21 protein-coding genes and 2 riboswitches are annotated in these 23246 nt (G+C 63.0%); of the genes, 13 read left to right on the top strand and 8 right to left on the bottom strand.

The window, feature by feature from the left end; all coding sequences use genetic code 11:
• The first annotated feature begins 81 nt into the window (after window positions 1-81).
• Entirely contained in the window at window positions 82-2703 is a 2622-nt protein-coding gene (locus AC0JZ4_RS06255) for an aminotransferase class III-fold pyridoxal phosphate-dependent enzyme (protein ID WP_471885549.1), read from the top strand.
• A 407-nt stretch (window positions 2704-3110) separates the two neighbouring features.
• Window positions 3111-3308: a hypothetical protein gene (locus AC0JZ4_RS06250; RefSeq protein ID WP_471885548.1), complete on the top strand. Its 198-nt coding sequence runs from the start codon at window positions 3111-3113 to the stop codon at window positions 3306-3308.
• Window positions 3309-3388: 80 nt separating this feature from the next.
• Here AC0JZ4_RS06250 and AC0JZ4_RS06245 read toward each other — a convergent pair whose 3' ends face one another.
• Together AC0JZ4_RS06245 and AC0JZ4_RS06240 are read right to left on the bottom strand one after the other, a co-directional pair.
• Window positions 3389-3625, bottom strand: a complete 237-nt coding sequence (locus AC0JZ4_RS06245) for an Lrp/AsnC ligand binding domain-containing protein (RefSeq protein ID WP_471885547.1) — start codon at window positions 3623-3625, stop codon at window positions 3389-3391.
• Between the two features lie 50 nt (window positions 3626-3675).
• Entirely contained in the window at window positions 3676-4599 is a 924-nt protein-coding gene (locus AC0JZ4_RS06240; RefSeq protein WP_471885546.1) for a LysR family transcriptional regulator, read from the bottom strand.
• Window positions 4600-4696: 97 nt separating this feature from the next.
• Here AC0JZ4_RS06240 and AC0JZ4_RS06235 point away from each other — a divergent pair, with 97 nt between their 5' ends.
• The 3 genes from AC0JZ4_RS06235 to AC0JZ4_RS06225 all read left to right on the top strand — a co-directional run bounded on the left by AC0JZ4_RS06235 (window position 4697) and on the right by AC0JZ4_RS06225 (window position 8612).
• Window positions 4697-5980, top strand: a complete 1284-nt coding sequence (locus AC0JZ4_RS06235; protein ID WP_471885545.1) for an NAD(P)/FAD-dependent oxidoreductase — start codon at window positions 4697-4699, stop codon at window positions 5978-5980.
• A gap of 84 nt (window positions 5981-6064) precedes the next feature.
• Entirely contained in the window at window positions 6065-7606 is a 1542-nt protein-coding gene (amaB, locus tag AC0JZ4_RS06230; protein WP_471885544.1) for an L-piperidine-6-carboxylate dehydrogenase, read from the top strand.
• A gap of 10 nt (window positions 7607-7616) precedes the next feature.
• Complete coding sequence (locus AC0JZ4_RS06225; RefSeq protein WP_471885543.1) at window positions 7617-8612, top strand: P1 family peptidase; 996 nt, start codon at window positions 7617-7619, stop codon at window positions 8610-8612.
• Here the strand turns inward: AC0JZ4_RS06225 and cobD are convergent.
• Entirely contained in the window at window positions 8609-9613 is a 1005-nt protein-coding gene (cobD, locus tag AC0JZ4_RS06220; protein WP_471887813.1) for a threonine-phosphate decarboxylase CobD, read from the bottom strand. The two genes, AC0JZ4_RS06225 and cobD, sit on opposite strands and share 4 nt — an antisense overlap.
• A gap of 19 nt (window positions 9614-9632) precedes the next feature.
• Here cobD and cbiB point away from each other — a divergent pair, with 19 nt between their 5' ends.
• Entirely contained in the window at window positions 9633-10598 is a 966-nt protein-coding gene (cbiB, locus tag AC0JZ4_RS06215) for an adenosylcobinamide-phosphate synthase CbiB (protein WP_471885542.1), read from the top strand.
• Here the strand turns inward: cbiB and AC0JZ4_RS06210 are convergent.
• From AC0JZ4_RS06210 to AC0JZ4_RS06195, 4 genes are read right to left on the bottom strand one after another with little or no spacing between them, the layout of a single operon-like run.
• On the bottom strand, window positions 10582-12039 hold the full coding sequence (locus AC0JZ4_RS06210; RefSeq protein ID WP_471885541.1) for a cobyric acid synthase: 1458 nt from the start codon (window positions 12037-12039) through the stop codon (window positions 10582-10584). The genes cbiB and AC0JZ4_RS06210 overlap by 17 nt on opposite strands.
• A gap of 3 nt (window positions 12040-12042) precedes the next feature.
• Window positions 12043-12657, bottom strand: coding sequence for a cob(I)yrinic acid a,c-diamide adenosyltransferase (gene cobO / locus AC0JZ4_RS06205; RefSeq protein ID WP_471885540.1), 615 nt, complete (start codon window positions 12655-12657; stop codon window positions 12043-12045).
• On the bottom strand, window positions 12657-13421 hold the full coding sequence (locus AC0JZ4_RS06200; RefSeq protein ID WP_471885539.1) for a CbtA family protein: 765 nt from the start codon (window positions 13419-13421) through the stop codon (window positions 12657-12659). Before AC0JZ4_RS06200 ends, cobO begins: the two co-directional genes overlap by 1 nt.
• A 14-nt stretch (window positions 13422-13435) precedes the next feature.
• Window positions 13436-13609, bottom strand: coding sequence for a CbtB domain-containing protein (locus tag AC0JZ4_RS06195; protein ID WP_471885538.1), 174 nt, complete (start codon window positions 13607-13609; stop codon window positions 13436-13438).
• Window positions 13610-13647: 38 nt separating this feature from the next.
• A riboswitch (cobalamin riboswitch) is annotated at window positions 13648-13859 on the bottom strand.
• Window positions 13860-13918: 59 nt separating this feature from the next.
• Window positions 13919-14126, top strand: a riboswitch (cobalamin riboswitch).
• Window positions 14127-14227: 101 nt separating this feature from the next.
• Between AC0JZ4_RS06195 and AC0JZ4_RS06190 the strand changes: the two genes are divergently transcribed.
• From AC0JZ4_RS06190 to AC0JZ4_RS06160, 7 genes are read left to right on the top strand one after another with little or no spacing between them, the layout of a single operon-like run.
• On the top strand, window positions 14228-14644 hold the full coding sequence (locus tag AC0JZ4_RS06190) for a DUF1636 family protein (protein WP_471885537.1): 417 nt from the start codon (window positions 14228-14230) through the stop codon (window positions 14642-14644).
• Window positions 14641-15690, top strand: a complete 1050-nt coding sequence (gene cobW / locus AC0JZ4_RS06185; RefSeq protein WP_471885536.1) for a cobalamin biosynthesis protein CobW — start codon at window positions 14641-14643, stop codon at window positions 15688-15690. The genes AC0JZ4_RS06190 and cobW overlap by 4 nt, the downstream gene beginning before the upstream one ends.
• Before the next feature lie 25 nt (window positions 15691-15715).
• Window positions 15716-19006, top strand: a complete 3291-nt coding sequence (cobN, locus tag AC0JZ4_RS06180; protein ID WP_471885535.1) for a cobaltochelatase subunit CobN — start codon at window positions 15716-15718, stop codon at window positions 19004-19006.
• Complete coding sequence (gene cobG / locus AC0JZ4_RS06175; RefSeq protein WP_471885534.1) at window positions 19003-20364, top strand: precorrin-3B synthase; 1362 nt, start codon at window positions 19003-19005, stop codon at window positions 20362-20364. Before cobN ends, cobG begins: the two co-directional genes overlap by 4 nt.
• Window positions 20361-20990, top strand: a complete 630-nt coding sequence (locus AC0JZ4_RS06170) for a precorrin-8X methylmutase (RefSeq protein ID WP_471885533.1) — start codon at window positions 20361-20363, stop codon at window positions 20988-20990. The genes cobG and AC0JZ4_RS06170 overlap by 4 nt, the downstream gene beginning before the upstream one ends.
• Window positions 20987-21742 carry a precorrin-2 C(20)-methyltransferase gene (locus AC0JZ4_RS06165; RefSeq protein WP_471885532.1) on the top strand — a complete coding sequence of 252 codons (756 nt, stop codon included), beginning with the start codon at window positions 20987-20989 and terminating at the stop codon, window positions 21740-21742. Before AC0JZ4_RS06170 ends, AC0JZ4_RS06165 begins: the two co-directional genes overlap by 4 nt.
• The gene (locus AC0JZ4_RS06160; RefSeq protein WP_471885531.1) at window positions 21739-22503 is read left to right on the top strand and encodes a precorrin-3B C(17)-methyltransferase; all 765 of its coding nucleotides are present in this window, start codon (window positions 21739-21741) and stop codon (window positions 22501-22503) included. Before AC0JZ4_RS06165 ends, AC0JZ4_RS06160 begins: the two co-directional genes overlap by 4 nt.
• Here the strand turns inward: AC0JZ4_RS06160 and AC0JZ4_RS06155 are convergent.
• Complete coding sequence (locus tag AC0JZ4_RS06155; protein WP_471885530.1) at window positions 22467-23234, bottom strand: cobalt-precorrin-6A reductase; 768 nt, start codon at window positions 23232-23234, stop codon at window positions 22467-22469. The genes AC0JZ4_RS06160 and AC0JZ4_RS06155 overlap by 37 nt on opposite strands.
• Window positions 23235-23246: the final 12 nt, after the last annotated feature.

The raw sequence follows: 23246 nt of genomic DNA, 5'->3' as shown, positions 1-23246 counted from the left end.
CTAAAAAAGCGCTGAAATCCCCTATGGACACGACGTTTCCGCGCGCTATCCTCATTCTCGTGTTCCTCCCGGAGAGCGAGAATGTCGGACGCCGCGCCAGACGTGCTGCATGCCCCTGTCGTCCCCGATGAACCCGTTCGCTCCGAAGATCCGGCGGCAGGACTTTCGCTGGAGACGGTCGAAGGCCTGCTGCGCCAGCACTGGGGGCTTTCCGGCCAGATATTCCCGGTAGAAGGCGACGACGATGCCGGGTTCCTCATCGACAATGGCCATCTGCGCTATCTGCTGGAGGTAAGGGAGCCGGCCAACGAGGCGGCATTTCGAGCCGAACATGAGGCGATGCGCCACATCATCCGCAGTCCGGATGGCCCACCGGTGCCCGAACCGGTCCCGACGAAGGCCGGGCCGGAAATTGTGGCGATATCGGCTGATGGCAAGGATCGCATCCTGCGCCTCCTGACGGTACTCGACGGCGAGAAGACGCCACTGGGCGAAACGCTATCGGAGTCCGCCAAGGCATCGCTTGGAACGCTGCTCGCCAGCCTCTCGCTGAGCCTCGCAGATTTCGATACGGAGATCTGGAATGGCGGGCAGGAAGATGAGCTGACAAAGTCCGGCCCGAAGATGGTGTCCCTGCTTTCACAGGTGACGGATCAGCAGGCACGCGACATGATTGCCCGCACCATGGTTGCGGCGCTTCGCCGAATACACCCCCTGGCGCCGGCATTCCGGCTTGGGCTGACATTGCCCGATCTTTCCTTGGAGGACCTGGTTGGCGAGACCGGCGAGCAAGGTTGGCGCCCGACCGGCATCGACAATATCGCAGGCCTGTCGCGCACCTGGCATGTCGCAGCCCTCGCCAAGGCATGCGCAAAGCTTCTGGCGAGCAATGACGGCGAGCCCCGATCCATACTTTCGACCATCGCGGCCTATCACGCTGTCGCCCCACTGAACCCGCAGGAGATAGAGGCGCTCTGGCCGATGGTCATGTCCGACATGGCCTTGATCGCCGCAACGGCCGAGAACCGGCACTCCATCGAACCTCAGGATAGCGACGCAGCGGATGCGGCAGTCCTCAACCGTAAGATCCTTGCGGCAGCCTCGACGGTCACCAGCGCTTACATGCATGCGGCCATCCTCGATGCCTGCAATCTGGCGCCGGTCCCGCTGACGCTCGGTCCGCTTTTGCCGGATATAGACCCCGAACGCATCCGAACCGCCGATCTTGGCGTGCGCAGCCCGCTTTTTTCCGATGGTAACTGGATGGACGCAGACTGCGACTGGAAGCTTCTTGCCCGCGTTGCATGGGAAACGGGCATTGGCAGCACAAGGTATGGCGACTACCGCCTGTCGCGAAGCCGCACGGGCGCAGGCAGAAACGAAGCGGGAAACCTCGCCCTCCATGTGGATGCCTGTCTCCCGGCCGGCACGTCCGTCTGCGCCCCCTTCTCCGGCACCGTGATCGAGACGGAACCACAATTCCGGCTTCGCGGAGACGAAGCGACGCTCATACTGGAAGGGATGAATTCGAAGACTACGGTCGGCGCAGATGTCCGGATCGGCGCCGAACTCGGCTCGGTCGGTGGCGCGGACGGTTCGGTCGGCGGCCTGCGGATACGCCTGTCGCGCGACCATGAGCGCATGCCGCCGCTCTTCGCTGCTGCAAGCCAGGCGGCCATCTGGCGCCACATTTCGCCTTCCCCATCTCCGCTTCTCCGCACCGACTGCGACGCGCCGCCGGCGACCGGCGGCGCGTTGGCACGCGGCTGGCGAGAATTCGTCTTCGATGAAACCGGCTGCCGGCAGATCGATCTTTCGGGCGCCGCCCCGCTGGTCGGCCACGGACACCCAGCCATCGCCGCTGCAAGCTATCGCCAGCACCTGCTGATGGCGGCCAAAGGAGATGGGCAGGCGGAAGCTGCAGCACTGCTCACTGCGCTGGAGGATATAGCGCCAAGGCGCGCTCCCCGTGCCGTTCTGTTTCCCGATCGCCAGTCGGCTTTGACCGCCCTGTCTCGCGCCGCCGTCGCAGACCGTAATGCCGAAGAGACAGAGCTGCCGACCGGAGACAGTGAACCGACAAGCAGCCACAACGAAACCGGGCTACGCATTTTAGAGCCGCTTCCCGGTCTAGATATGTCGGAGGACGACGTCGCAGCCGCGCATAAGGAAGGCGACCTCGTCGTCTTTGACGAATGGCACACCGGCTATGGTCGCCTCGGCAGCGCGCTCTGGGCAACCGATCAAATGGATGCCGAACCCGATTTCGTCCTCGCCGGAAGCTGCGACACGAGCGCGATGGCGGTCATCTTCTGCAACGATGACCGCGCCGAAATCCTCAAACTCCATGCGTTGCCGGTCAGCCCGGTCGACGCCTCGACGGCCTTGGCCGCCCTTCGGATCGTAATCGACCAGGATTCGCAAGCGCACGCGGCAACGATCGGCCAGACATTTGCCGCTGGCTTAAAACAGCTCTCGGTCGATTTCCCGACGATAAAGTCGCTTGACGGCGGCGGTTTTCTTTGGGAACTGCAACTGAAAGATGAAAGCCCTGATTATTCGGCAGGCCTCGCCCAAGCCGTTCGCCATGCCGCACCAGGCGCGCGGCATATACGCCTGATCGCGCCCCTTTGCCTGAGCCAGGAAAGTGCGATTTTCTGTATGGATAAGCTTCGAGATGGTTTCGAAAATCACCCCACGTGAATTTAAAAAACGGCCGCCTCTTGTTTGAGGCCGTTAGCCACCCAATTTAAGGGCATCGGACAAGGCGCCGAAATTGCGAATGTATTTTCACAATATCGCCTTCATCCTGTCATCTTGCAGAAAAATATTCTGCCTAAATAGGATTTCATTGATCAGTATGCCGATGCCGGCTATAATGATCAACAGTTGGAATTTGATTCCGATCGAGAAACGCAGCGCTGGAAAAGGAGCGTGACATGATCGACACCATATGCACAGCTGCCTTCCAACGGCATGCGCTCAATATGATTGGTACGGAATGCCGCTCCCTTCCGTGCTGTCGAATGTAACGCTTCCGGTTCCCAAAGTTCCTGAATTTATCATTCGTTTTGTGCTGCTCGTGATGCAGCCAATGCGGGAGTTCTGTAATGCAGAAACAAGTCATAGAATTCGCCGGCGAGCCCGTCGGCATTGTCGTTCCGGATGAGAACCGGCTGAAATTCATCGCCGTGAAATTCCACGTCATCGATCTGGACGAGCAGCGTTTCGACACACCCGATGATGTGCGGATGGCGATCAGCCAGCTGGTCGCGGCTCGCAACACTGCGCCGGCAGCCCACGCCTGATCGCAGTCACCGATAAAAGCTTCAAACACGAAAGCCGCCCAGAGAGGCGGCTTTCGCTTATCCAGGGTATCGTTTTCAAGTCAGAACGCAGTGAAGGTCAAAGTCGTCAAGGAGCGCTCGATATTCGCTATCGAGGCGATCTTCTCGTTGACGAAGCGACCGATCTCGGCGTCGTCACTGACATAGACTTTTAACAGCAGGTCCCATTCGCCGCTGGTGGAGTAAAGCTCGGAGACGAGCTCGGTCTTGTAGATGGCATCGGCCACTTCATAGGTCTTGCCGGGCTTGCAGCGGAGCTGGACGAAGATTGGCTTCATGGATTCTTCTCGTCTTTCGACCGCGCGCGGTCCTGATGATCATGGATCGACTATTGGCCGATGGTGCCGGGCAGCGCAAGCGCATCGGCCTCGATCTCCTGCATGATCCAATCACGAAAGGCAGCCAACGGCGGATAGGTGGCACGGTCCGGCATGTAGGCGAGGTAATACTGACCGGTCGGCATAGGCGCGCAGTCGATCGCGCTGACCAGCCTTCCCTCCTCCAGTTCCTTGGCGATCAGGAAACGCGGCAGGAGCGCGGCTCCCAGGCCCGAGCGCGCCGCTTCGACCAGGGTCACGAACTGGTCGCATAGCATGCCATGCACAGTATCGAACGCCACCTGGTTGCGGGCAAGCCAAAGCTCCCAGGCATCCGGCCTGGTGCTGAGGTGCAGGAGCGGTACGCCGAGCAGATCGCGCGCGCCGATCAGCGACTGCCGCTGCTTGAAGGCGGGGCTGCAGGCGGGAATGACGTCTTCATCCATCAGATAGCTGAGTGCCGCCCCCGGCCATCGGGCAACACCGAAATGGATGGCCGCGTCGAGCGTATCGAACCGGAAGTCGAACGGCTCAAGCCGGGTAATCAGATTGATCACCATGCCGGGATGAGTATCGAGAAACCGGCCAATGCGCGGCGTCAGCCAGCGCGTGCCGAAGAATGGCAAGATGGCGAGGTTAAGCGTGCCACCGGCCGGATTGGCCTTCAGATTGAGCGAGGCGTTGGAAATGCGTCGCAACGCCTCTCGCACTTCGCGCACATAGGTATCTCCGGCAAGCGTAAGCCTGATCGTCTGCCGTTCGCGCAAAAACAACTCCACCCCCAGCTGCTTTTCGAGTGCCGAGATCTGCCTGCTGACCGCACTCTGGGTCAATCCGAGTTCGTTGGCAGCCGCGGTAACACTGCCAGTACGGGCCGCAGCTTCGAAAGCGGACAGAAGCGAAAAGGACGGCAGGAACCGTCTCGGGGGAAGCATGTCATTCCTCCTGCGAATGACCTGTTGAGATTATGTCGATATTCACCGCAATGCCTCCTCTGTAAAGTCCTGGGAAACATAAAAACCGGGAACTTCGATGCTCGACGATCAGCGCTCCCACGGCCTGTGGGAAAAAACCGCACCGCCTGCCCCCGTGACGTCTCCGTTGAGGGGAAGCCTGACTGCTGACGTGGTGATTGTCGGCGGTGGCTATACCGGCCTGTCCGCGGCGCTCCACCTGGCCGAAGCAGGCTCCAATGTCGTGCTTCTGGAAGCGGCCGAGATCGGTTTTGGCGGCGCCGGCCGTAATGTTGGGCTGATCAATGCCGGCATGTGGGTTATGCCGGATGATTTTCCGAAGGAACTCGGCGAGCAATATGGCGAGCGCGCACTTGAGCTGCTCGGCAATGGCCCCTATCTCGTCCGCGAGCTGATCAACAAGCACGGCATCGCCTGCGAGCTGGAAACGAACGGTACGCTGCATTGCGCCGTTGGCAACGGCGGCATGAAGGAACTGGAGGAGCGCGCGCGCCAATGGCAGAAGCGTGGTGCGCCGGTGACCATTCTCGACGCAGCCGAAACCGAACGCCGTATCGGTACGAAGGCCTATTCTGGCTCGCTGCTCGACATGCGCGCCGGAACCCTGCAACCGCTTGCCTACGCCCGCGGCTTGGCCCATGCGGCAATCAAGGCGGGCGCGACGCTCCACACCGGCAGCGCCGTTGTCTCCACTGACGAGGTGAACCGTCGCAAGATCGTCAGGACCGCATCGGGAGAGGTGTCGGCTGACTGGATCATTGTCGCAACCGACGCCTATTCGACAGGCCCATGGACTGAAGTCCGCCGCGAGCAGGTTCATCTGCCTTATTTCAATCTGGCGACAAGGCCGCTTTCCGCCAATCTGCGCCGCTCGATCCTGCCCAATGCGGAAGGCTGCTGGGATACGAAGGAAGTGCTGTCGTCGTTCCGCATGGATCAGGCCGGCCGGCTTGTCTTCGGCTCCGTTGGCGCCCTGCGCGGTACGGGAATTGCCGTTCACAAGGCCTGGGCGAGGCGTTCACTGAAACGGCTTTTCCCGCAACTGGGCGACGTCGAGTTCGAATCCGAGTGGTATGGCAAGATCGGCATGACCGACAATGCCCTGCCGCGCTTCCACAGGTTCGGCAGAAACGTCCTCGGCTTCTCGGGTTATAACGGCCGCGGAATTTCGCCAGGTACGACCTTCGGCAAGGTTCTGGCCCTCCACATACTGGGTGAGATCGCCGAACAGGACCTGCCGCTGCCGCTCACCGAGGTGACGCAGCAGCGCTTCCGTACCGCCAGGGAGGCCTATTACGAAGCCGGCGCCCAGATCACCCATTTCACCGGCGAACGCTTCTGAGCCCACACCTTTCTCGGCCGGCCTGTTGCGAAAAGCCCGCCGATTTGTAGATTGACCACCGAATTCAAGACACCGGAGACTGATATGACGCTCGCCAAACTCGACCTAGCCGCCGAAGTGGACAAGATCTTTTCCGATCTCGGCGTAGCCTCCAGCCAATACAAGGGCGGCACCCTTGCCGTCCGCTCGCCGATTACCGGTACAGAGATCGGCAACCTGCCTGAAATCAGCGCCATCGACGCCAAGAACGCAATCGATGCGGCCCATCAGGCATTCCTCGAATGGCGCCTTGTGCCCGCCCCGAAGCGTGGCGAACTGATCCGCCTGCTCGGCGAGGAACTGCGCGCCGCCAAGGATGCGCTTGGCCGTCTCGTCTCCATCGAAGTCGGCAAGGTGACGTCCGAAGGCCTCGGCGAAGTGCAGGAAATGATCGACATCTGCGATTTCGCGGTCGGCCTGTCGCGCCAGCTCTACGGCCTCACCATCGCCACCGAGCGCTCCGAACACCGGATGATGGAAACCTGGCATCCGCTCGGCGCGATCGGCATCATTTCCGCCTTCAACTTCCCCGTCGCGGTCTGGTCCTGGAATGCGGCGCTTGCCATCGTCTGCGGCAACTCCACCGTCTGGAAGCCATCGGAGAAGACACCGCTCACCGCACTCGCCACCCAGGCGATCTTCGAGAAGGCGCTTTCCCGCTACATCGCCGATGGCGGCACTGCGCCCAAGAACCTGTCGACGCTTTTGATCGGTGGCCGTGAGATCGGCGAACTTCTCGTCGATCATGAAAAGGTGCCGCTGGTTTCCGCCACCGGCTCCACCCGCATGGGCCGCGAAGTCGGCCCGAAGCTGGCCCAGCGCTTCGCCCGGTCGATCCTGGAACTGGGTGGCAACAATGCCGCAGTCGTTACACCGACGGCAGACCTCGACCTGACGCTGCGCGGCGTCGCCTTCTCCGCCATGGGAACGGCCGGCCAGCGTTGCACGACACTGCGTCGCCTCTTCGTCCATGACAGCGTCTACGACGCGCTGGTTCCGCGCCTCGCCAAGGCCTATCAGTCCGTCACCATCGGCTCGCCTCTGACGGCCGGCAATCTTGTCGGCCCGCTGATCGACAAGGCCGCCTTCGACAAGATGCAGTCCGCGCTAGAGGCAGCAAAGGCTGCCGGCGGCAAGGTTGTCGGCGGTGAACGCGTGCTCGATGGTGAAGCCACCGGCGCCTATTACGTCCGCCCGGCGATCATCGAGATGCCGACGCAGACCGGCCCGGTTAAGGAAGAGACCTTTGCGCCGATCCTCTACGTGATGCGATACTCCGAATTCGACGAAGCGCTGGCGCTGCATAACGATGTACCGCAGGGTCTATCGTCCTCGATCTTCACCAACGACATGCGCGAGGCCGAGACCTTCGTTTCCGCCCGGGGCTCCGATTGCGGCATAGCCAATGTCAATATCGGCCCGTCCGGCGCTGAAATCGGCGGCGCATTCGGCGGAGAGAAGGAAACCGGCGGCGGCCGCGAATCGGGTTCGGATGCCTGGAGGGCCTATATGCGCCGCGCCACCAACACGCTGAACTACGGCCGCACCCTGCCATTGGCGCAAGGCGTCAAGTTCGATATCGAGTGACGGAAAACCCGTGGCGCTTTTGAACCTTCTCACCGATATCGAAGGCGTGGCCGTCGGCCATGCCACCGATCTCGTGCTTGGTTCCGGCGTCACGGCGATCGTTTTCGACGAGCCGGCGATTGCCTCCGGCTCTGTTCTCGGCGGCGCGCCGGGTGGGCGCGATACGGCCCTTCTCGATCCATCGATGACGGTGCAGGCGGTGGATGCCTTCGTGCTTTCCGGCGGCTCGGCCTTCGGGCTTGATGCTGCTGGCGGCGTGCAGGCAGGTCTGCGCCAGATCGGCCGAGGCTTCGAGGTCGGCACGACGAAAGTCCCGATCGTGCCGCAGGCGATCCTGATGGATCTGCTGAATGGCGGCAGCAAGGACTGGGGCCTCCACTCGCCTTACCGGGACATGGGCTATCAGGCCTTCAACGCAGCCGGATACGGTGCCTTCGATCTCGGTACCGTTGGCGCAGGCACCGGTGCGACGACCGCAACGGTCAAGGGCGGTATCGGTTCGGCCAGCGCCACAACTTCTACCGGCCACCGGATTGCAGCCCTGCTTGCCGTCAATGCCATGGGCTCTGCAACCATTGGCAATGAACCTTACTTCTGGGCAGCACCTTTCGAGCGGGATGGCGAATTCGGCGGGCTCGGCCTGCCAAAAGAATTCACCCAGGATCATTCCGCGCTTCGGATGAAAGGTATAAAGCTGACGGCAACGACGATCGGCGTGGTCGTTACCGACGCGGCACTGACGAAAGCACAGGCGCATCGTCTGTCGATCATGGCCCATGACGGCCTCGCCCGCGCCGTGCTGCCGGCCCATCTGCCGGGCGATGGCGACACGATCTTTTCCGCCGCGACCGGTAAAAAGCCCCTTGGCGACATGACGGCCTTTGCCGAACTTTGCCACCTCGCAACGCTCGTCACCGCACGCGCCGTGGCACGTGGCGTCTATGAGGCGACTGCCTTGCCGGTCGAAGGCGCGCAGCAAAGCTGGCGAGATCGCTTCGCCGGCTAAAGGCTTTGGAAGGCCGCTTCCAGCCTCTGCCATCCGCCTTCATCGGGAAGCCCGATGCGAAGATCATTCGGCCGCTCGTCAAATCGTCTGGTGATGATGCCGCGGCTGCCGAGATGGTGAAACAACGCCTGCGCGCGCTCATCCCGGATGGTGCGGAACAGAGACGTTCCGCCGAGAATGCCGAAACCCGCGGCAGCAAGCAGTCCATCGAGCCGCGCCGCCTGTGTCACGAGGCGTGCCCGCATCTCGTCCTGCCAGTCGATATCGGCCAGTGCCTCGCTCGCAACATGCAGTGCCGGGCCGGAGACTGCCCACGGCCCCAGCCTGCCCTCGATCCGCCGTACGGTCTCCGGCTGCGAGATGGCAAAGCCAAGCCTCAGGCCTGCCATGCCATAGAACTTGCCGAAGGAACGCAGCACCAGAAGCCCGCCCTCGCCGACAGCTCCGGCTACGCTTTCCGCCTCCGATACATCCATGAAGGCCTCGTCCACGACGAGCAGCCCGCTCTTGGTCCGCATGCAGGCTGCAAGAGCAAGCATATCGCCTTTCGATACGATACGACCGGTCGGATTGTTCGGATTGACCACGACGGCAAGATCGGCACGCGCCAGGCGGTTCAGGTCGTCGGTCTCGGTAACGTCGAAACCCGCCATTTTTGCCGCGCGGGCATGCTCCGCATAGGCGGGCGACAGCACCGCCGCGCTCTTGCCTGCGACACGGCCGGCAAAAAGTCCGGCAATAACCGGCAGGAGCATCTGCGTGCCGGGTCCCGCGGCGATATGCGCTGAAGACGGCGCGGAATAGGCCGTCGCCGCAATTCTCTTCAGATCATCGAGCAATGCCGGTTCGGGAAGTCGCGACAAGGCATTGCCGGGGATCGGCGAATGCGGATAGGAATAGGGACTGATTCCGGTCGACAGATCGATCCACGGCTCGGACGCTTGGGGAAACAGCGCACGCGCCCTGGCAAGATTGCCGCCATGCTGAATAATGCCGCTCATTTCAGAGATAGCCACCGCAATGTTCCTTCTCGCATTTCTCGCGCTGATCGTGGAGCGCTTCACCGGCTATCCGAACTGGTTGTTCAGGCGCATCGGCCATCCCGTGACCTGGATCGGCCGGCTGATATCGGAACTCGACCGCCGATGGAACCGGGAAACCGACGATTTCGCCACCCGCAAGAACATGGGCATCAAGGCTTTGCTCGTTCTTCTGGCGGTGGTCATCGTTGTCAGCGCCATCCTTCAGGATATCCTGCTTGCCCTTCCGCTCGGCCCGATCGTGCTGATCCTTGTCGCCGCCAGCCTTCCCGCCCAGAAGAGCCTGGAGCGGCATGTGCGCGATGTGGCGTCCTCGCTCAAGCATCACGGCCTGCCGGCCGGCCGCGCAGCCGTTTCGAGGATCGTCGGACGCGATGTCGACCAGCTCGATGAAGCGGCCGTCTGCCGCGCGGCGATCGAAAGCCTTTCCGAAAACTTTTCCGACGGCATCGTTGCACCGGCCTTCTGGATGGGCATCGGCGGCCTGCCGGCCGGCGCGGCCTACAAGGCGGCCAATACCGCCGACAGCATGATCGGCCATCGCTCGCCGCGCCACGAGGCCTTCGGCTGGGCGGCCGCGCGTTTCGACGACGTGATCAACCTGCCTGCATCCCGGCTGACCGCGGGGCTTTTCGTCGCGTCCGCCTTCTTCGTCCGCGATGCATCGCCGGGCAATGCCATCAGGGCGATCCGCCACGATGCAAGACATCATCGCTCCCCCAATGCCGGCTGGCCGGAAGCTGCGATGGCCGGCGCTCTCGGCGTCGCTCTCGCCGGCCCGCGCAGCTATGCGGGCGAGATGATCGAGGCCCGCTATATGGGCGAAGGCGGACGCACCGAACTGACCTATGACGATATCTATGATGCGCTGAAGATCGCCCGTATCGCCGATATGCTGCTGATCGGACTTTTCGGCGCCCTGGCGCTTCTCATCTGGCAAGTCTGAGCAGCCCGGTCAGATCGAGATGCCGCTCCATATGCGCGGCAAGACGATTAAGAATGGCATCGACATTGGCCTCGTAATCGAGACCCGACGCCCCCCCACCCAGTCGCGTGATCCACGCCGACCGCTGCGCGTCATCGGAAAACAATCCATGGACGTAACTGCCGACAACCCGCCCATCGGCCGAGCAGGCCCCCTCTGACTGCCCAGCGATCGTTGCAAACGGCCGCGCGCAATCGACGCCGGAAGTCCGGCCGATATGCATTTCATAGCCAGCGAAGGATATGCCGTCGAAACTGGTGCCCGAGACGGCTTCGAGCCTCTTGGTGCCGGCAAGCACCGTCTCTACATCGAGCAGGCCAAGTCCTTCGACGGCGCCCGGCTGCCCCTCCGTACCCTCGGGATCTGAAAGCCGCCTGCCGAGCATCTGGTAACCGCCGCAAAGCCCCAGAACGCGACCGCCGCGACGGTGATGCGCAGCAATATCGACATCGAACCCGGCCTCGCGCAGGGCGCAAAGATCCGCAATCGTCGCCTTCGATCCGACCAGCAGCACCAGATCGCAATCGCCGGGAATGACCTCCCCGCGCCGCACCCGGATAAGCTCGACATCCGGTTCGGCTTCCAGCGGATCGAGATCGTCGAAATTGGAAATATGCGGCAGGATCGGTACAGCGATACGGATTTTTGCGCCCGGCTTGCGGGCAAAGCTCTGGTTGAGGCCAAGCGCGTCCTCTGCCGGCAGCAGTGCCGCATCGGCGAAATGCGGCAAAAGGCCGATGGACTGCCAGCCGGTAAATCTGCCGATCATGTCCATGCCCTCGGCAAACAGCGCCGGATCGCCGCGAAACCGATTGACGATAAAGCCACGGATCATCGCTGCATCGTCGGCGTCTATGACGAGCTTCGTGCCGGCAAGACTGGCGATAACGCCGCCTCGATCGATATCGCCGATCAGTACCACGGGCACGTCGGCGGCACGGGCGAAGCCCATGTTTGCGATATCGTTGCTGCGCAGGTTGATTTCCGAGGCACTGCCGGCCCCTTCGACGAGAACGAGATCGGCTCTCTCCCGCAGTATCTCGAAGCTTTGCAGCACCCTCGGCAAAAGCTTCGGTTTCAGATGCTGGTATTCGGACGCCTTGGCATTGCCTTCCACCCGCCCCTGCACGACGACCTGCGAACCGATATCGCTTTGCGGTTTCAGAAGAACCGGGTTCATGTGGACGCTGAGGGGCACGCCGGCGCCGCGCGCCTGCAGCGCCTGCGCGCGGCCGATCTCGCCGCCATCCGCAGTGACCGCGGCATTGTTCGACATGTTCTGCGGCTTGAACGGCAGAACGCTCAGTCCACGCAAACTGAAGGCACGCGCCAGACCTGCAACGATGAGGGACTTGCCCACATCGGAGCCTGTTCCCTGGAACATCAGCGACTTTGCCGGCATCGGTCAGAACTCGATTCCGGCCTGGGCTTTGACGCCCGCCTTGAAGTGATGCTTGACCAGCGACATCTCGGTGACGAGATCGGCCGCCTCGATCAGCGCCGGCTTCGCGTTGCGGCCGGTGACGACGACATGCAGGTCCGGGCGGCGGGCAGACAAGCCGGCGACGACCTTTTCGAGATCGAGATAGTCGTAGCGCAGGGCAATGTTCAGTTCGTCGAGAATGACGAGACCGATCGTCTCGTCCGCCATCAGCTCGAGCGCCTTCTCCCACGCCTTTTCGGCTGCCGCGATATCGCGCTTCAGGTCCTGGGTTTCCCAGGTAAAGCCTTCGCCCATCGTATGCCAGACAACGCGATCGCCGAAGACGGCGAGCGCCGGCTGCTCGCCCGTCGACCATGCGCCTTTGATGAACTGCACGATCCCGACGCGGCGATTGTTGCCGAGCATGCGAAGCGCTAGCCCGAAGGCTGCGGTCGACTTGCCTTTGCCGGGGCCTGTATGGACGATGAGAAGACCCTTTTCGAGGGTCTTCTCGGCGACTTCCGCATCCTGAACCGCCTTGCGGTTCGCCATCTTGGCGCGATGGCGCTCCTCGGCGGTCTGATCGACGTCTTTCACTATGCTGCAAGCTCCCGGTTTGATCCGATGGATGCGGCCTCGCCGCTGCGAAGTTTCTGCCGCAATACGCCGGCCAGCGCGCCGAGAACAGCCCAGAAGACGAGGTTGGTTGCATAGACGGCATTGACGAAGCGGGCATGAAGCTCGATCGGCACGGCCGTCTCGTGCGTAGGCGGCAGCGGTGCACCGATGAGATGCGGGGCCACAAGAAGCACGATCGCCAGCGCCGCAAGAAGCGCCGAACGGCTATAGGCGAGAAGGCCGAGACCAATCGCGGTGCACACCACTGTCGCCGTCCACCAGACCTGGCGCGGCCCGAGTTCCGCCGCCGGCATGCCCGGCAGTTCCGGCGGCAGGCCAAGGCCGGGTGCCAGGCTGACGGTAAGGAAGCCGGCAATGCCGAACATCAGGCCGCCGCGCCATCCGCCAAACCCGCCGAGTGCCTCGGCGACAGCAATGGCAACGAGCGCGAAACCAACCGCAGAAAGAATATTGGCTGCAGCGGTGTAGATAAAGCGCTCCAGGCCATCTGCAGGCGCCCAGGCTTCCGCATCGTGATGATGGTCGGCTTCGGCAGGCGCGGCAGCACCGGCGGCCGGGGCCACGTCATGGGAGTGCCCGGCATCTTCCCCACCGGCAGTCTCAAAGGTTTCGGCCGCAAGAATGAGCGGCACCGTGGAAAAGCTCTGCATCACGGTCATCAGGAGACCGGACAACAGGCCGGCGATCACCGCCGCAAGGACGATGTTACGAAACAGCGACATATGGGAATTCCTCTTTAGTGGCAGGGAAATGCCAGCGAATGGCGCGTATCGTGAGCCGCGTTATGGACGACTTCCAGATGCGAGAAGCCGACAAAGCCGACGATGAAGAGACCGAGAACGGCCGACATGCCGAGAGGAAGGATTTTGGATGCGGAGACGCTGACTGCGCCTGCGGCGGAGCTAACCATGGATTTCGTCTTTCTGCCCTCCACCCGAGGGCTGTTTAAAATGCCGAATGTCCCTGGCAGGTCTCCTGGCTTGCGGATCTGGCGCCCTTGCCCGCCTTCCCGGATCTCTCCAGTGGCGTAACGGCCTGGTGGCCGTGTTGGGCAAAAGCTTTCCGCCTACAGTTGCGGGGGCAGCCGCGGAATTGACGAGCTTCGTCGCACCGCATTCCCTTGGGTAGCTCGTTGAAGCACCAAAGACACGATCACTATAAACAATTCGGTTGTCTCGGCAATCGGCTTTGCGACATTGACAGTTCACCACCGGAAAGCTTACTTGAACGGCATGACGGTCCCTTGCCGGCAACGGTCGGGGCTAAGAGAGAATGCGGTGCGGATGGCAATCATCCAATGCCGCGGCTGCCCCCGCAACTGTGTGCGGCGAGCCATCCTGCCAGAAACGCCACTGGAGACATCCGGGAAGGCAGGCAGATGGTGACGACCCGCGAGCCAGGAGACCTGCCGTTCAAAAATTGCGCTTTTCCGGCGGGGTGCTCCGGGCGAAGCTTTCTTTCCACTGCAGGATGGCTCGTCCGCCTGTTGCGCACCCCGATTGTAGACAGACCGGCGGTATGCGGCCCGATGACGAGTGACGTGCGAAAGAACGATGGCGAAACGGCCGCCGGTGAAGCAGACGTGACGATCTTCGTCTGCACCAATTGTCGTGAGGCGACCGACAGTCAGGCCCGTCCAGGTGTTGGCCTGATCGAGGCGCTGCGCATTGCTGCCGAAGGCAAGCCGCTCGCCATCAAGCCCGTCACCTGTCTCGCCAATTGCGACAAGAGCCCGAGTGCCGCCTTCAACCACCGCTCCGGCTGGTCCTATGTCTTCGGCCACCTGTCCAACGACAATGCCGACGACATCGTCACCGGCGCGATGATGCTGGCTGAGGACGAGCGCGGCTTTCTTCCCCTTCGCGGCCGCCCCTCCTGCCTGCGCGGCAAGGGCATGACGGCCCGCATTCCACCCTTTCATCATCACGAGGACATGCCTTCATGAACGTCAATTCCGGCACCAAGTTCGACAAGGTTCCCTGCACCGTCATCACCGGCTTTCTCGGCGCCGGCAAGACGACGCTGATCCGCAACCTGATCGAAAAACTCGACGGAAAGCGGCTGGCGATCATCGTCAACGAATTCGGCGATGTCGGTATCGACGGCGAAGTGCTGAAGGGCTGCGGCATCGAAAGCTGCCCGGATGACAACATCATCGAGCTGGCCAACGGCTGCATCTGCTGCACGGTTGCCGACGATTTCGTTCCGGCGATCGACCAGATCCTCTCCCGCGAGCCGCGCGTCGATCACATCCTCATCGAAACCTCGGGCCTTGCTCTGCCGAAGCCGCTGGTTCAGGCCTTCCAGTGGCCGGACGTGAAAGCGCGCGTCACCGTTGACGGCGTCATCGCCGTGGTCGACGGCTTGGCGCTGGCCGAGGGCCGTGTCGCCGATGACCACCACGCATTGGAAGCCCAGCGTCAGGCGGATGCTTCCATCGATCACGACGATCCGGTGGAGGAGGTCTTCGAGGACCAGGTTGCCTGCGCCGACATGATCGTGCTGACCAAGACCGACCTTCTGGACCAGGCCTCGCTCGCCGCCGCCAAGGGCCGCATTCAGGCGCATCTGCCGCGTGCGGTAAAGATAGTCCCGGCTGCCAATGGCGCCGTCGATCCGGGCGTGCTGATCGGTCTCGGCCTTGCCGTCGAGGACGACATCGACAACCGCAAGACCCACCACGACGAGGAACACGACCACGATCATGACGATTTCGACAGTTTCGTCATCGATCTGCCCACTGTTTCGGATGCCGAAGCCTTGGCCGACCGCATTTCCGCCACGGCGGAGGCGGAAAACGTGCTGCGCATCAAGGGCTTCATTGATGTCGCGAACAAGCCGATGCGCCTACAGGTTCAGGCGGTAGGATCGCGGGTCAACCACTATTTCGACCGCGCATGGGGTGTTGACGAAACGCGCCGGAGCCGTCTGGTCATCATCGGTGAAAAGGGCTTGGACCGCGCTGCAATCGAGAAGATGCTGGCGGCCTGAAGGCCACCGGACCGGGGCAGGAAGGATGCATATACTCGCCACAACATCGTCGTCACTCGACGACCTGATAGAGCCGGTCGACCTTAACCAGTTGCCGGCCGACGTGGTGGTTTTGTCCTTCTCCGGAAGTGACTTGAACGGGGTTGCAGCAGGATGGGACGATGGAGGAAGTTCCATCGCCCTGACCAACCTTTCGGATCTGCGCCATCCGATGTCCGTCGATCTGTGGGCGGAAAAGACGGCTGCCCATGCGAAAGTCATCCTGCTGCGCATCCTTGGCGGCTACGATCGCTGGTCCTATGGCGTCGAAGAGCTGTCACGACTGGCGAAGCGCCGGAAAATCTCGCTGGCCATGCTGCCGGGCGAATGCAGCATGCGCGACGACCGGCTGGCTGCCGCATCCACGGTTTCCGAAGAAACGCTGGCCGATCTTCTGGCGTGCTTCCGTGAGGGCGGGCCGGCCAATATGCAGCTTCTGGCAAGCAAACTTGGCGCATTGGCAAAAGGCGAAGTGCGCCCTCTGCCCGCAGCAGCGCCTATGCCGAAAGCCGGATTTTACATGCCCGGCGCCGGTATCATCGCGCTTGCGGACCTCAAATCCGTCTTCCCGCCACAGGCGCCCCGGCTGCCCATACTCTTCTATCGCTCCATGCTGCTCGCCAATGATGCCGAGCCGGTCGATGCACTTTTTGCAGCGCTGTCGTCACGCGGTTTTGCGCCCATTCCAGTCTTCGTCTCAGGCCTCAAGGATGCCGAGGCGATCGCCTTCGTCGAGCAGACCATCGCAGAGCTTGCTCCCGCGGCAATCCTGACGACGACGGCCTTTGCCAGCAGCGCCGACGACAATGGCGAGACGCTGTTCGACCGCAGCGGCATTCCGGTTTTCCAGATCGTCGTCGCCACGACACGGCGTGAGGGCTGGGTGGAGGGAAGACGTGGCCTCAACCCAGCAGATCTTGCCATGCACGTGGTCCTGCCGGAACTGGACGGACGTATTCTCGCCGGCGCAATCTCCTTCAAGGATGGCGCAAACTCCGCCAATCTCGCCAACCGGCCGGAAGCGGATCGGGTAGAGCGGGTCGCCGAGCGCATCGCCGCCTTTGTTCGGTTGCAGCAGACACCGCGCGCCGAGCGAAAGATCGTCGTCCTGATGCCCGATTATCCGAGTGCTCCGGGCCGCACAGGCTATGCGGTCGGACTGGACGTACCGCAAAGCGTGCTGTCCATGCTGCACGGGCTTTCCATCGCCGGCTATTCGGTGTCCGATATTCCGGCAACGCCGCGCGAGCTACTCGACAGCCTCGATCGCAAGACGGGCGCCCTGCTGCTTGACGACTATAGTGCAGCCCCCGGTGCCGATGCGGCATGGGGCACAGCGGAAAACGACGGCGATCTCGAAGCCGGAGCCTATCGGTTCCGCGCCGCGGACTTCGGCAACGTCACGGTCGCCCTGGCGCCGGATCGTGGCCGCAATGCTGACCGCCGTGCCGATTACCACAGTCCGGACCTGCCGCCCCGCCATGCACTGATCGCCTTCGGCCAATGGATGCGCAACACGCGGGGCACGCATGCCGTCATCCATGTCGGCGCACATGGCACGCTGGAATGGCTGCCTGGAAAGACAGTCGCGCTGTCGAGGGATTGCTTCCCGGAACTGGTCACCGGCGGCCTGCCGGTGATCTATCCGTTCATCGTCTCCAACCCTGGCGAGGCAGCGGTCGCCAAGCGCCGGATTGCGGCTGTCACGATCGGCCATCTGCCGCCGGTTCTGACCGGCGCAGGCCTTTCAGACGATGAGAAAAAGCTGGAACTTCTGGTCGACGAATACGCCCAGGCAGATGGACTGGACCGCCGCCGCCGCGACCGGCTGGCAAAGCTGATCGTCGATGCGGCGCGTGACACGAATATCGCGACCGATGCCGGGGTTTCCCGTGACGACGACCCGGACACGGCGCTCGCCCGCATCGATGCCTTCCTCTGCGACCTCAAGGACTTCGCCATCAAGGATGGCCAGCACGTGTTCGGGACAGTCGCAGAAGGCGATGACGATCCGCTGCGCATCGCAAGCGCTGAAACGGAAAGGCAGGCACTGCTCGATGCGCTGGATGGCAGGCACATCCGCCCCGGCCCGTCCGGCGCGCCGGCGCGTGGCCGACGTGATGTGATGCCGACCGGCCGCAACCTCTTCGCAAGCGACCCGCGCACGCTGCCGACACCGACAGCCTTCGAGCTGGGCAAGCGTGCCGCCGACGAAATTCTTCGCCGCTACCTTCAGGATCATGGCGACTGGCCCAAGAACCTCGTCTTCGATCTCTGGGGCAGCGCTTCACTGCGAAGCGGCGGCGAAGAGGTGGCGCAGGTTCTGGCGCTGATCGGTGCAAAGCCGGTGCAGGACATGGCGACCGGGCGTATCACCGGCATAGAGGTCCTTCCCCCGGCACAGCTCGGGCGCCCGCGCGTGGACGTGACGCTGCGTATTTCCGGCCTGTTCCGTGACATGTTCCCGGCACTGATCGCCCTGCTGGATACCGCCATGCGGGCCATCGCCGCGCGCGAGGAAGCCCCCGGCGACAATCCGCTGGCGGAGGAAGCGCTGAAACTCGGTCATGCCCCGCCACGCATCTTCGGTTCGGCCCCCGGCACCTATGGCTCCGGCATCGAGGAAAAGCTTGCCGATGGCACATGGGCCGAGCGCGAGGAACTGGGCCGCATCTATCTCGATGCGACCAGCCACGCCTTTGGCGGTGCCGACGGCGAGGCCAGCCATCGGCCCGGCGAATTTGCCGGGCGGATAGGGTCGGCCGACCTGCTCGTCCATACCGGCGACGATCCCGGCCGCGACCTGCTCGATGGTTCCGCCGACGTCGCCTTCATCGGCGGCTTTGCAGCCGCCGTCGCAGCCCTGGGCGGCAAGGCGGACATGATCGCGCTCGACACGACCGATCCGGCAAGACCGAAAGCCAGGTCCATTTCCGAAGCCGTGACCCGTGTGGTGCGGGCGCGGGCCACCAATCCACGCTTCATCGCAGGCCAGATGCGCCATGGCCCTCGCGGCGCAGCCGAACTGGTGGAAACGGTAGACCGGCTGATCGGCTTTGCCGAAACGACCCATGCCATCCCCCAATCACTGATCGACGCCACTTACGACGCCTATCTGGGTGATGAGACCGTCCGCGACTTCCTCCTCGCGCAGAACCCGGAAGGCGCGCGCTACATGGGCGAGCGGTTCCGCTCCGCACGAGACCGCGGCCTCTGGCATCCGCGCCGCAACGCGGTGCATGCCGAACTGGAAATGCTGAAGGGAGAGATCGCATGACGGTGCTCCCGCAGGATACACCGAGATCCGACATGCGGCGGGGCGCATGCCCGGCTCTCTCGACGCCGATGATGACCGGCGACGGGCTGCTGGCGCGCATAGCGCTGACACAGGCGATTTCACCGGCAGATCTCGCGGGGATTTGCCGCCTGGCAGTCGTGCACGGCAATGGCATGCTCGACATTTCCGCCCGCGGCAATCTCCAGGTGCGCGGCCTCACCGAAGCGTCCGCCCCCAGGCTCGATGCCGAGATACGGAAACTGAACCTGCCACTGCGCGACGGCCTCGCCGTTGAGACACCGCCTTTCGCAGGCCTCGACGCCCGTGAGATCGCCGATCCGCGACCACTTGCGGAAGCGATCAGGCAAGCTGCCGGCAACACCACCGGACTGGCGCCGAAAATGGCGATCGTGGTCGATGGCCATGGCCAGCTTCGGCATTCGAAACTTCTCGCCGATATCCGGATTGTTGCCACAGCAAATGGCGAATGGACCATCATTCTCGGCGGCACAGAGGATTCAGGGCACGTTTTCAATGTTTTACGTGAAACACTTGTTGTCGGCACAGTTCTGGAGCTGTTGAAAAGGCTAAAGGCACTGGGAAACAAGGCTCGCGGACGCGATCTCGCATCCCTCATGCTCGCAGCATCTGAGCCGCCTCTCGAACATGCCGATCCGTCGGCGTTGCGCGCAACGGACCAGGGCCTGCCAACGGGCATTGCAGCCACGTCCCCATTCGGCTTGTTTATCCTGCGCGCTGGTCTCCATGCCGTCGGCATCGGTCCGGCCTTCGGTCAGACGGAAGCGCCGGCCCTCATTGCCCTTTGCGACGAAGCCACCCGGCTTGGAATAAGATCGGCAGGTCCTGCACTGGATCATTCTCTTCTCTTCTTCGGCTCCGAACCCGCATGCCACGCGCTGCGAAGCTTTGCCGAAAACCGCGGCTTCGTCGTGAGGGCGGATGATCCGCGCGGCCATGTCGCAAGCTGCACCGGCCGCCCTGCCTGCACATCCGCCACGATCGCCACGCATGCGATTGCAGAGCGAGCCGCAGCCGAATGCACGGATCTTTTGGATGGATCCTTCAAGCTGCATGTGACCGGCTGCGCCAAGGGATGTGCCCATCCCGCCCCCTCGGCGCTCGCGCTGTGCGGCACCGCCGCCGGTGTTTCCCTGATTGCCGAGGGAAAAGCGGCCGACGCACCCTTTGCTTTCACGGATTTTGCCGATACCAACGCCACGCTTCGCCGCCTTTCCGATCTTGTAAGATCAGAACGACGGCCGGGCGAAAACTCCGCCGCCTGCCTTGCCCGGATCGGTTCCGCGCGTCTGGCAGCCGTTGCCACAGGACGACCATGACCACTTACGACTATATCCGCGAAGGCGATGCGATCTACGAAAAGTCCTTCGCCATCATTCGTGCCGAAGCCGATCTGTCAGCCTTTACCGAGGAACAGGCCGATATAGCCGTGCGCATGATCCATGCCTGCGGTCTGGTGGAAGCAGCCGAGCATTTCCGCTTCTCGGATGATTTCGTAAAAGCCGCGCGTCGGGCGCTCAGGGCCGGAAAGCCGATCTATTGCGACGCCGAGATGGTGGCGCGTGGCGTGACCCGTGCCAGACTGCCAGCGGAGAACGAGGTGATCTGCACCCTGCGCGACAGCCGCACCGTGGAACTGGCAAAAACGATCGGCAATACAAGATCAGCCGCCGCACTCGATCTCTGGGACGAGATGGAAGGCGCGGTCGTTGCCATCGGCAATGCGCCGACGGCCCTTTTCCGCCTGCTGGAAATGCTGGATGCCGGCGCTCCCCGCCCGGCGGCGATCATCGGCATGCCGGTCGGCTTCGTCGGCGCAATGGAATCCAAGGAAGCACTGATGGCGTCGACCCATGACATCCCCTACGCCGTGGTGCGCGGTCGCATGGGTGGTTCGGCAATGACGGCCGCTGCCATCAACGCGCTGGCGAGGGCCGGGCTTTGAGCGCCGCAACCATCAAGGGCAGATTGACCGGAGTCGGCACCGGGCCGGGCGACCCCGAACTCCTGACGCTAAAGGCCGTGCGCGCCGTAAGCGAAGCCGATGTCGTCGCCTTCTTCTGCAAGAAGGGCTCGACCGGCAACGGCCGTGCCATCGTCGAGGCCCATATCCGGCCCGGCACGGTGGAACTGCCGCTCGTCTATCCGGTGACGATCGAGACCCACAAGGACGAGCCCGACTACAAGAACCCGATCAACGACTTCTTCGATCGCTCGGCGGAAGAAATCGCTGTCCACCTCGACGCCGGCCGCAATGTCGCGGTGCTGAGCGAGGGCGATCCGCTGTTCTACGGCTCCTACATGCATCTGCATCTGCGGCTGAAGGATCGCTACCAGGCGGGCGTGATCGCCGGCGTGACCGCAATGTCCGGCTGCTGGTCGATGACCGGTCTGCCGCTGGTACAGGGTGACGATATCCTCAGCGTGCTGCCCGGCACCCTGTCGGAGGAAAAGCTCACCGAGCGGCTCGCAATCACCGATGGCGCCGTCATCATGAAGGTCGGTCGCAACCTGCCGAAAATCCGCCGCGCGCTTGCGGCCGTCGGAAAGCTCTCAGAGGCGCTCTACGTCGAGCGCGGCACGATGGCGAATGGCGCAGCAGAGCGGCTGGAGACCCGCGACGAAAGCCCTGCCCCCTATTTTTCCATCGTCCTCGTGCCCGGATGGGCAACGCGACCGCAAGGAATAGAGAAATGACAGGCTCGCTGACCGTAGTCGGCCTTGGCCCCGGCAGCCCGGACCAGATCACCCCGGAAGCGCTGGATGCCGTCAGGGCCGCCACCGATTTCTTCGGTTACTTTCCCTATATCGACCGGCTGGACCTGCGCGCCGACCAGCGCCGCCATGCTTCGGACAACCGCGAGGAACTGGACCGCGCCAGGGCGGCGCTCGAACTGGCGGCGAAGGGCAACCGGGTCTGCGTCGTCTCGGGCGGCGATCCCGGCGTCTTTGCCATGGCGGCAGCCGTCTGCGAGGCGATCGATGAAGGCCCGGCCGAATGGCGCGAACTCGACGTGTCGATCGTGCCGGGTGTCACCGCCATGCTGGCGGTAGCCGCCAAGGCAGGCGCACCGCTCGGCCACGATTTCTGTGCCATATCGCTGTCCAACAACCTGAAACCCTGGGCGATCATCGAGAAGCGGCTTGTCGCGGCAGCGTCCGCCGGCTTCGTCATGGCCTTCTACAATCCGATCAGCAAGGCGCGCCCGCATCAGCTGGGCGAGGCCTTCGACATCCTGCGTGCCCATCTTCCGGCAACGGTTCCGGTCATTTTCGGCCGCGCTGCGGGACGCCCGGATGAAGCGATCCGCATCGTTCCGTTGTCGCAGGCACAGGGAGACATGGCCGACATGGCGACCTGCGTCATCGTCGGCACGGCGGAAACCCGCCTGATCGAACGCGCCGACAGGCGCCCGATCGTCTATTCGCCGCGTTTCATGCGGGAGAGCGCCCAGTGACGCACCATGCCGGCAAGGTCTTCGACATTCTGCGCCGAAGCCACGTCCGGCAATCGCGGGCGCTCGATCAGCACAACCTCGATGGCGAGACGACGCGCGGCGGAAATCTTGGCGACGCTCGCCGTTCCACCACTATTCTTCGAGACGATGAGATCGATGGCATGCGTTTCGAGCAGCCGGATTTCCTCCGGTTCGCAAAACGGGCCTCGGTCCGTGATATAGGTGACGTTCGGCAGATCGAGCGGCGGATCGACCGGATCGACGCTGCGAACCAGATAGTGATGCTGCTTCATCGCCTCGAAAGGCAGAAGCTCCTGCCTGCCGAGCGTCAAAAAGACCTTTCGCGGCGCGATATCGAGGGCTGCGACAGCCGCCTCGATATCGGCCACCTCCTGCCAGAGATCGTCCTTCTGCCGCAACCAGGCCGGACGGCGCAGCGCCATGATGTCGATACCGGCCGCCTTCGCCGCTTGCGCCGCATTGGCGGAAATTTGCGCTGCAAAGGGATGCGTCGCATCGATCAGCAGGTCCACGCCGTGCTCCCGAATGAAACTCGCCAGGCCCTCAGGCCCTCCGAACCCGCCGATACGCACCGGCACCGGCTGTTCGGCCGGCGCTTTGGTACGGCCGGCAAGCGACAGCAGGATGCGGCAATCCTGGCTGGTGGAAAGGCGGGCCGCGAGCGCCTTGGCTTCCGCCGTGCCGCCCAATATGAGGATGGAGTAAGTCAAATTGCCTCCTGA

The organism is [Rhizobium] kunmingense (assembly GCF_977018605.1).
The sequence above is the reverse complement of the archived record's forward strand: the minus strand, read 5'-3'. Positions and strand labels throughout refer to the sequence as shown.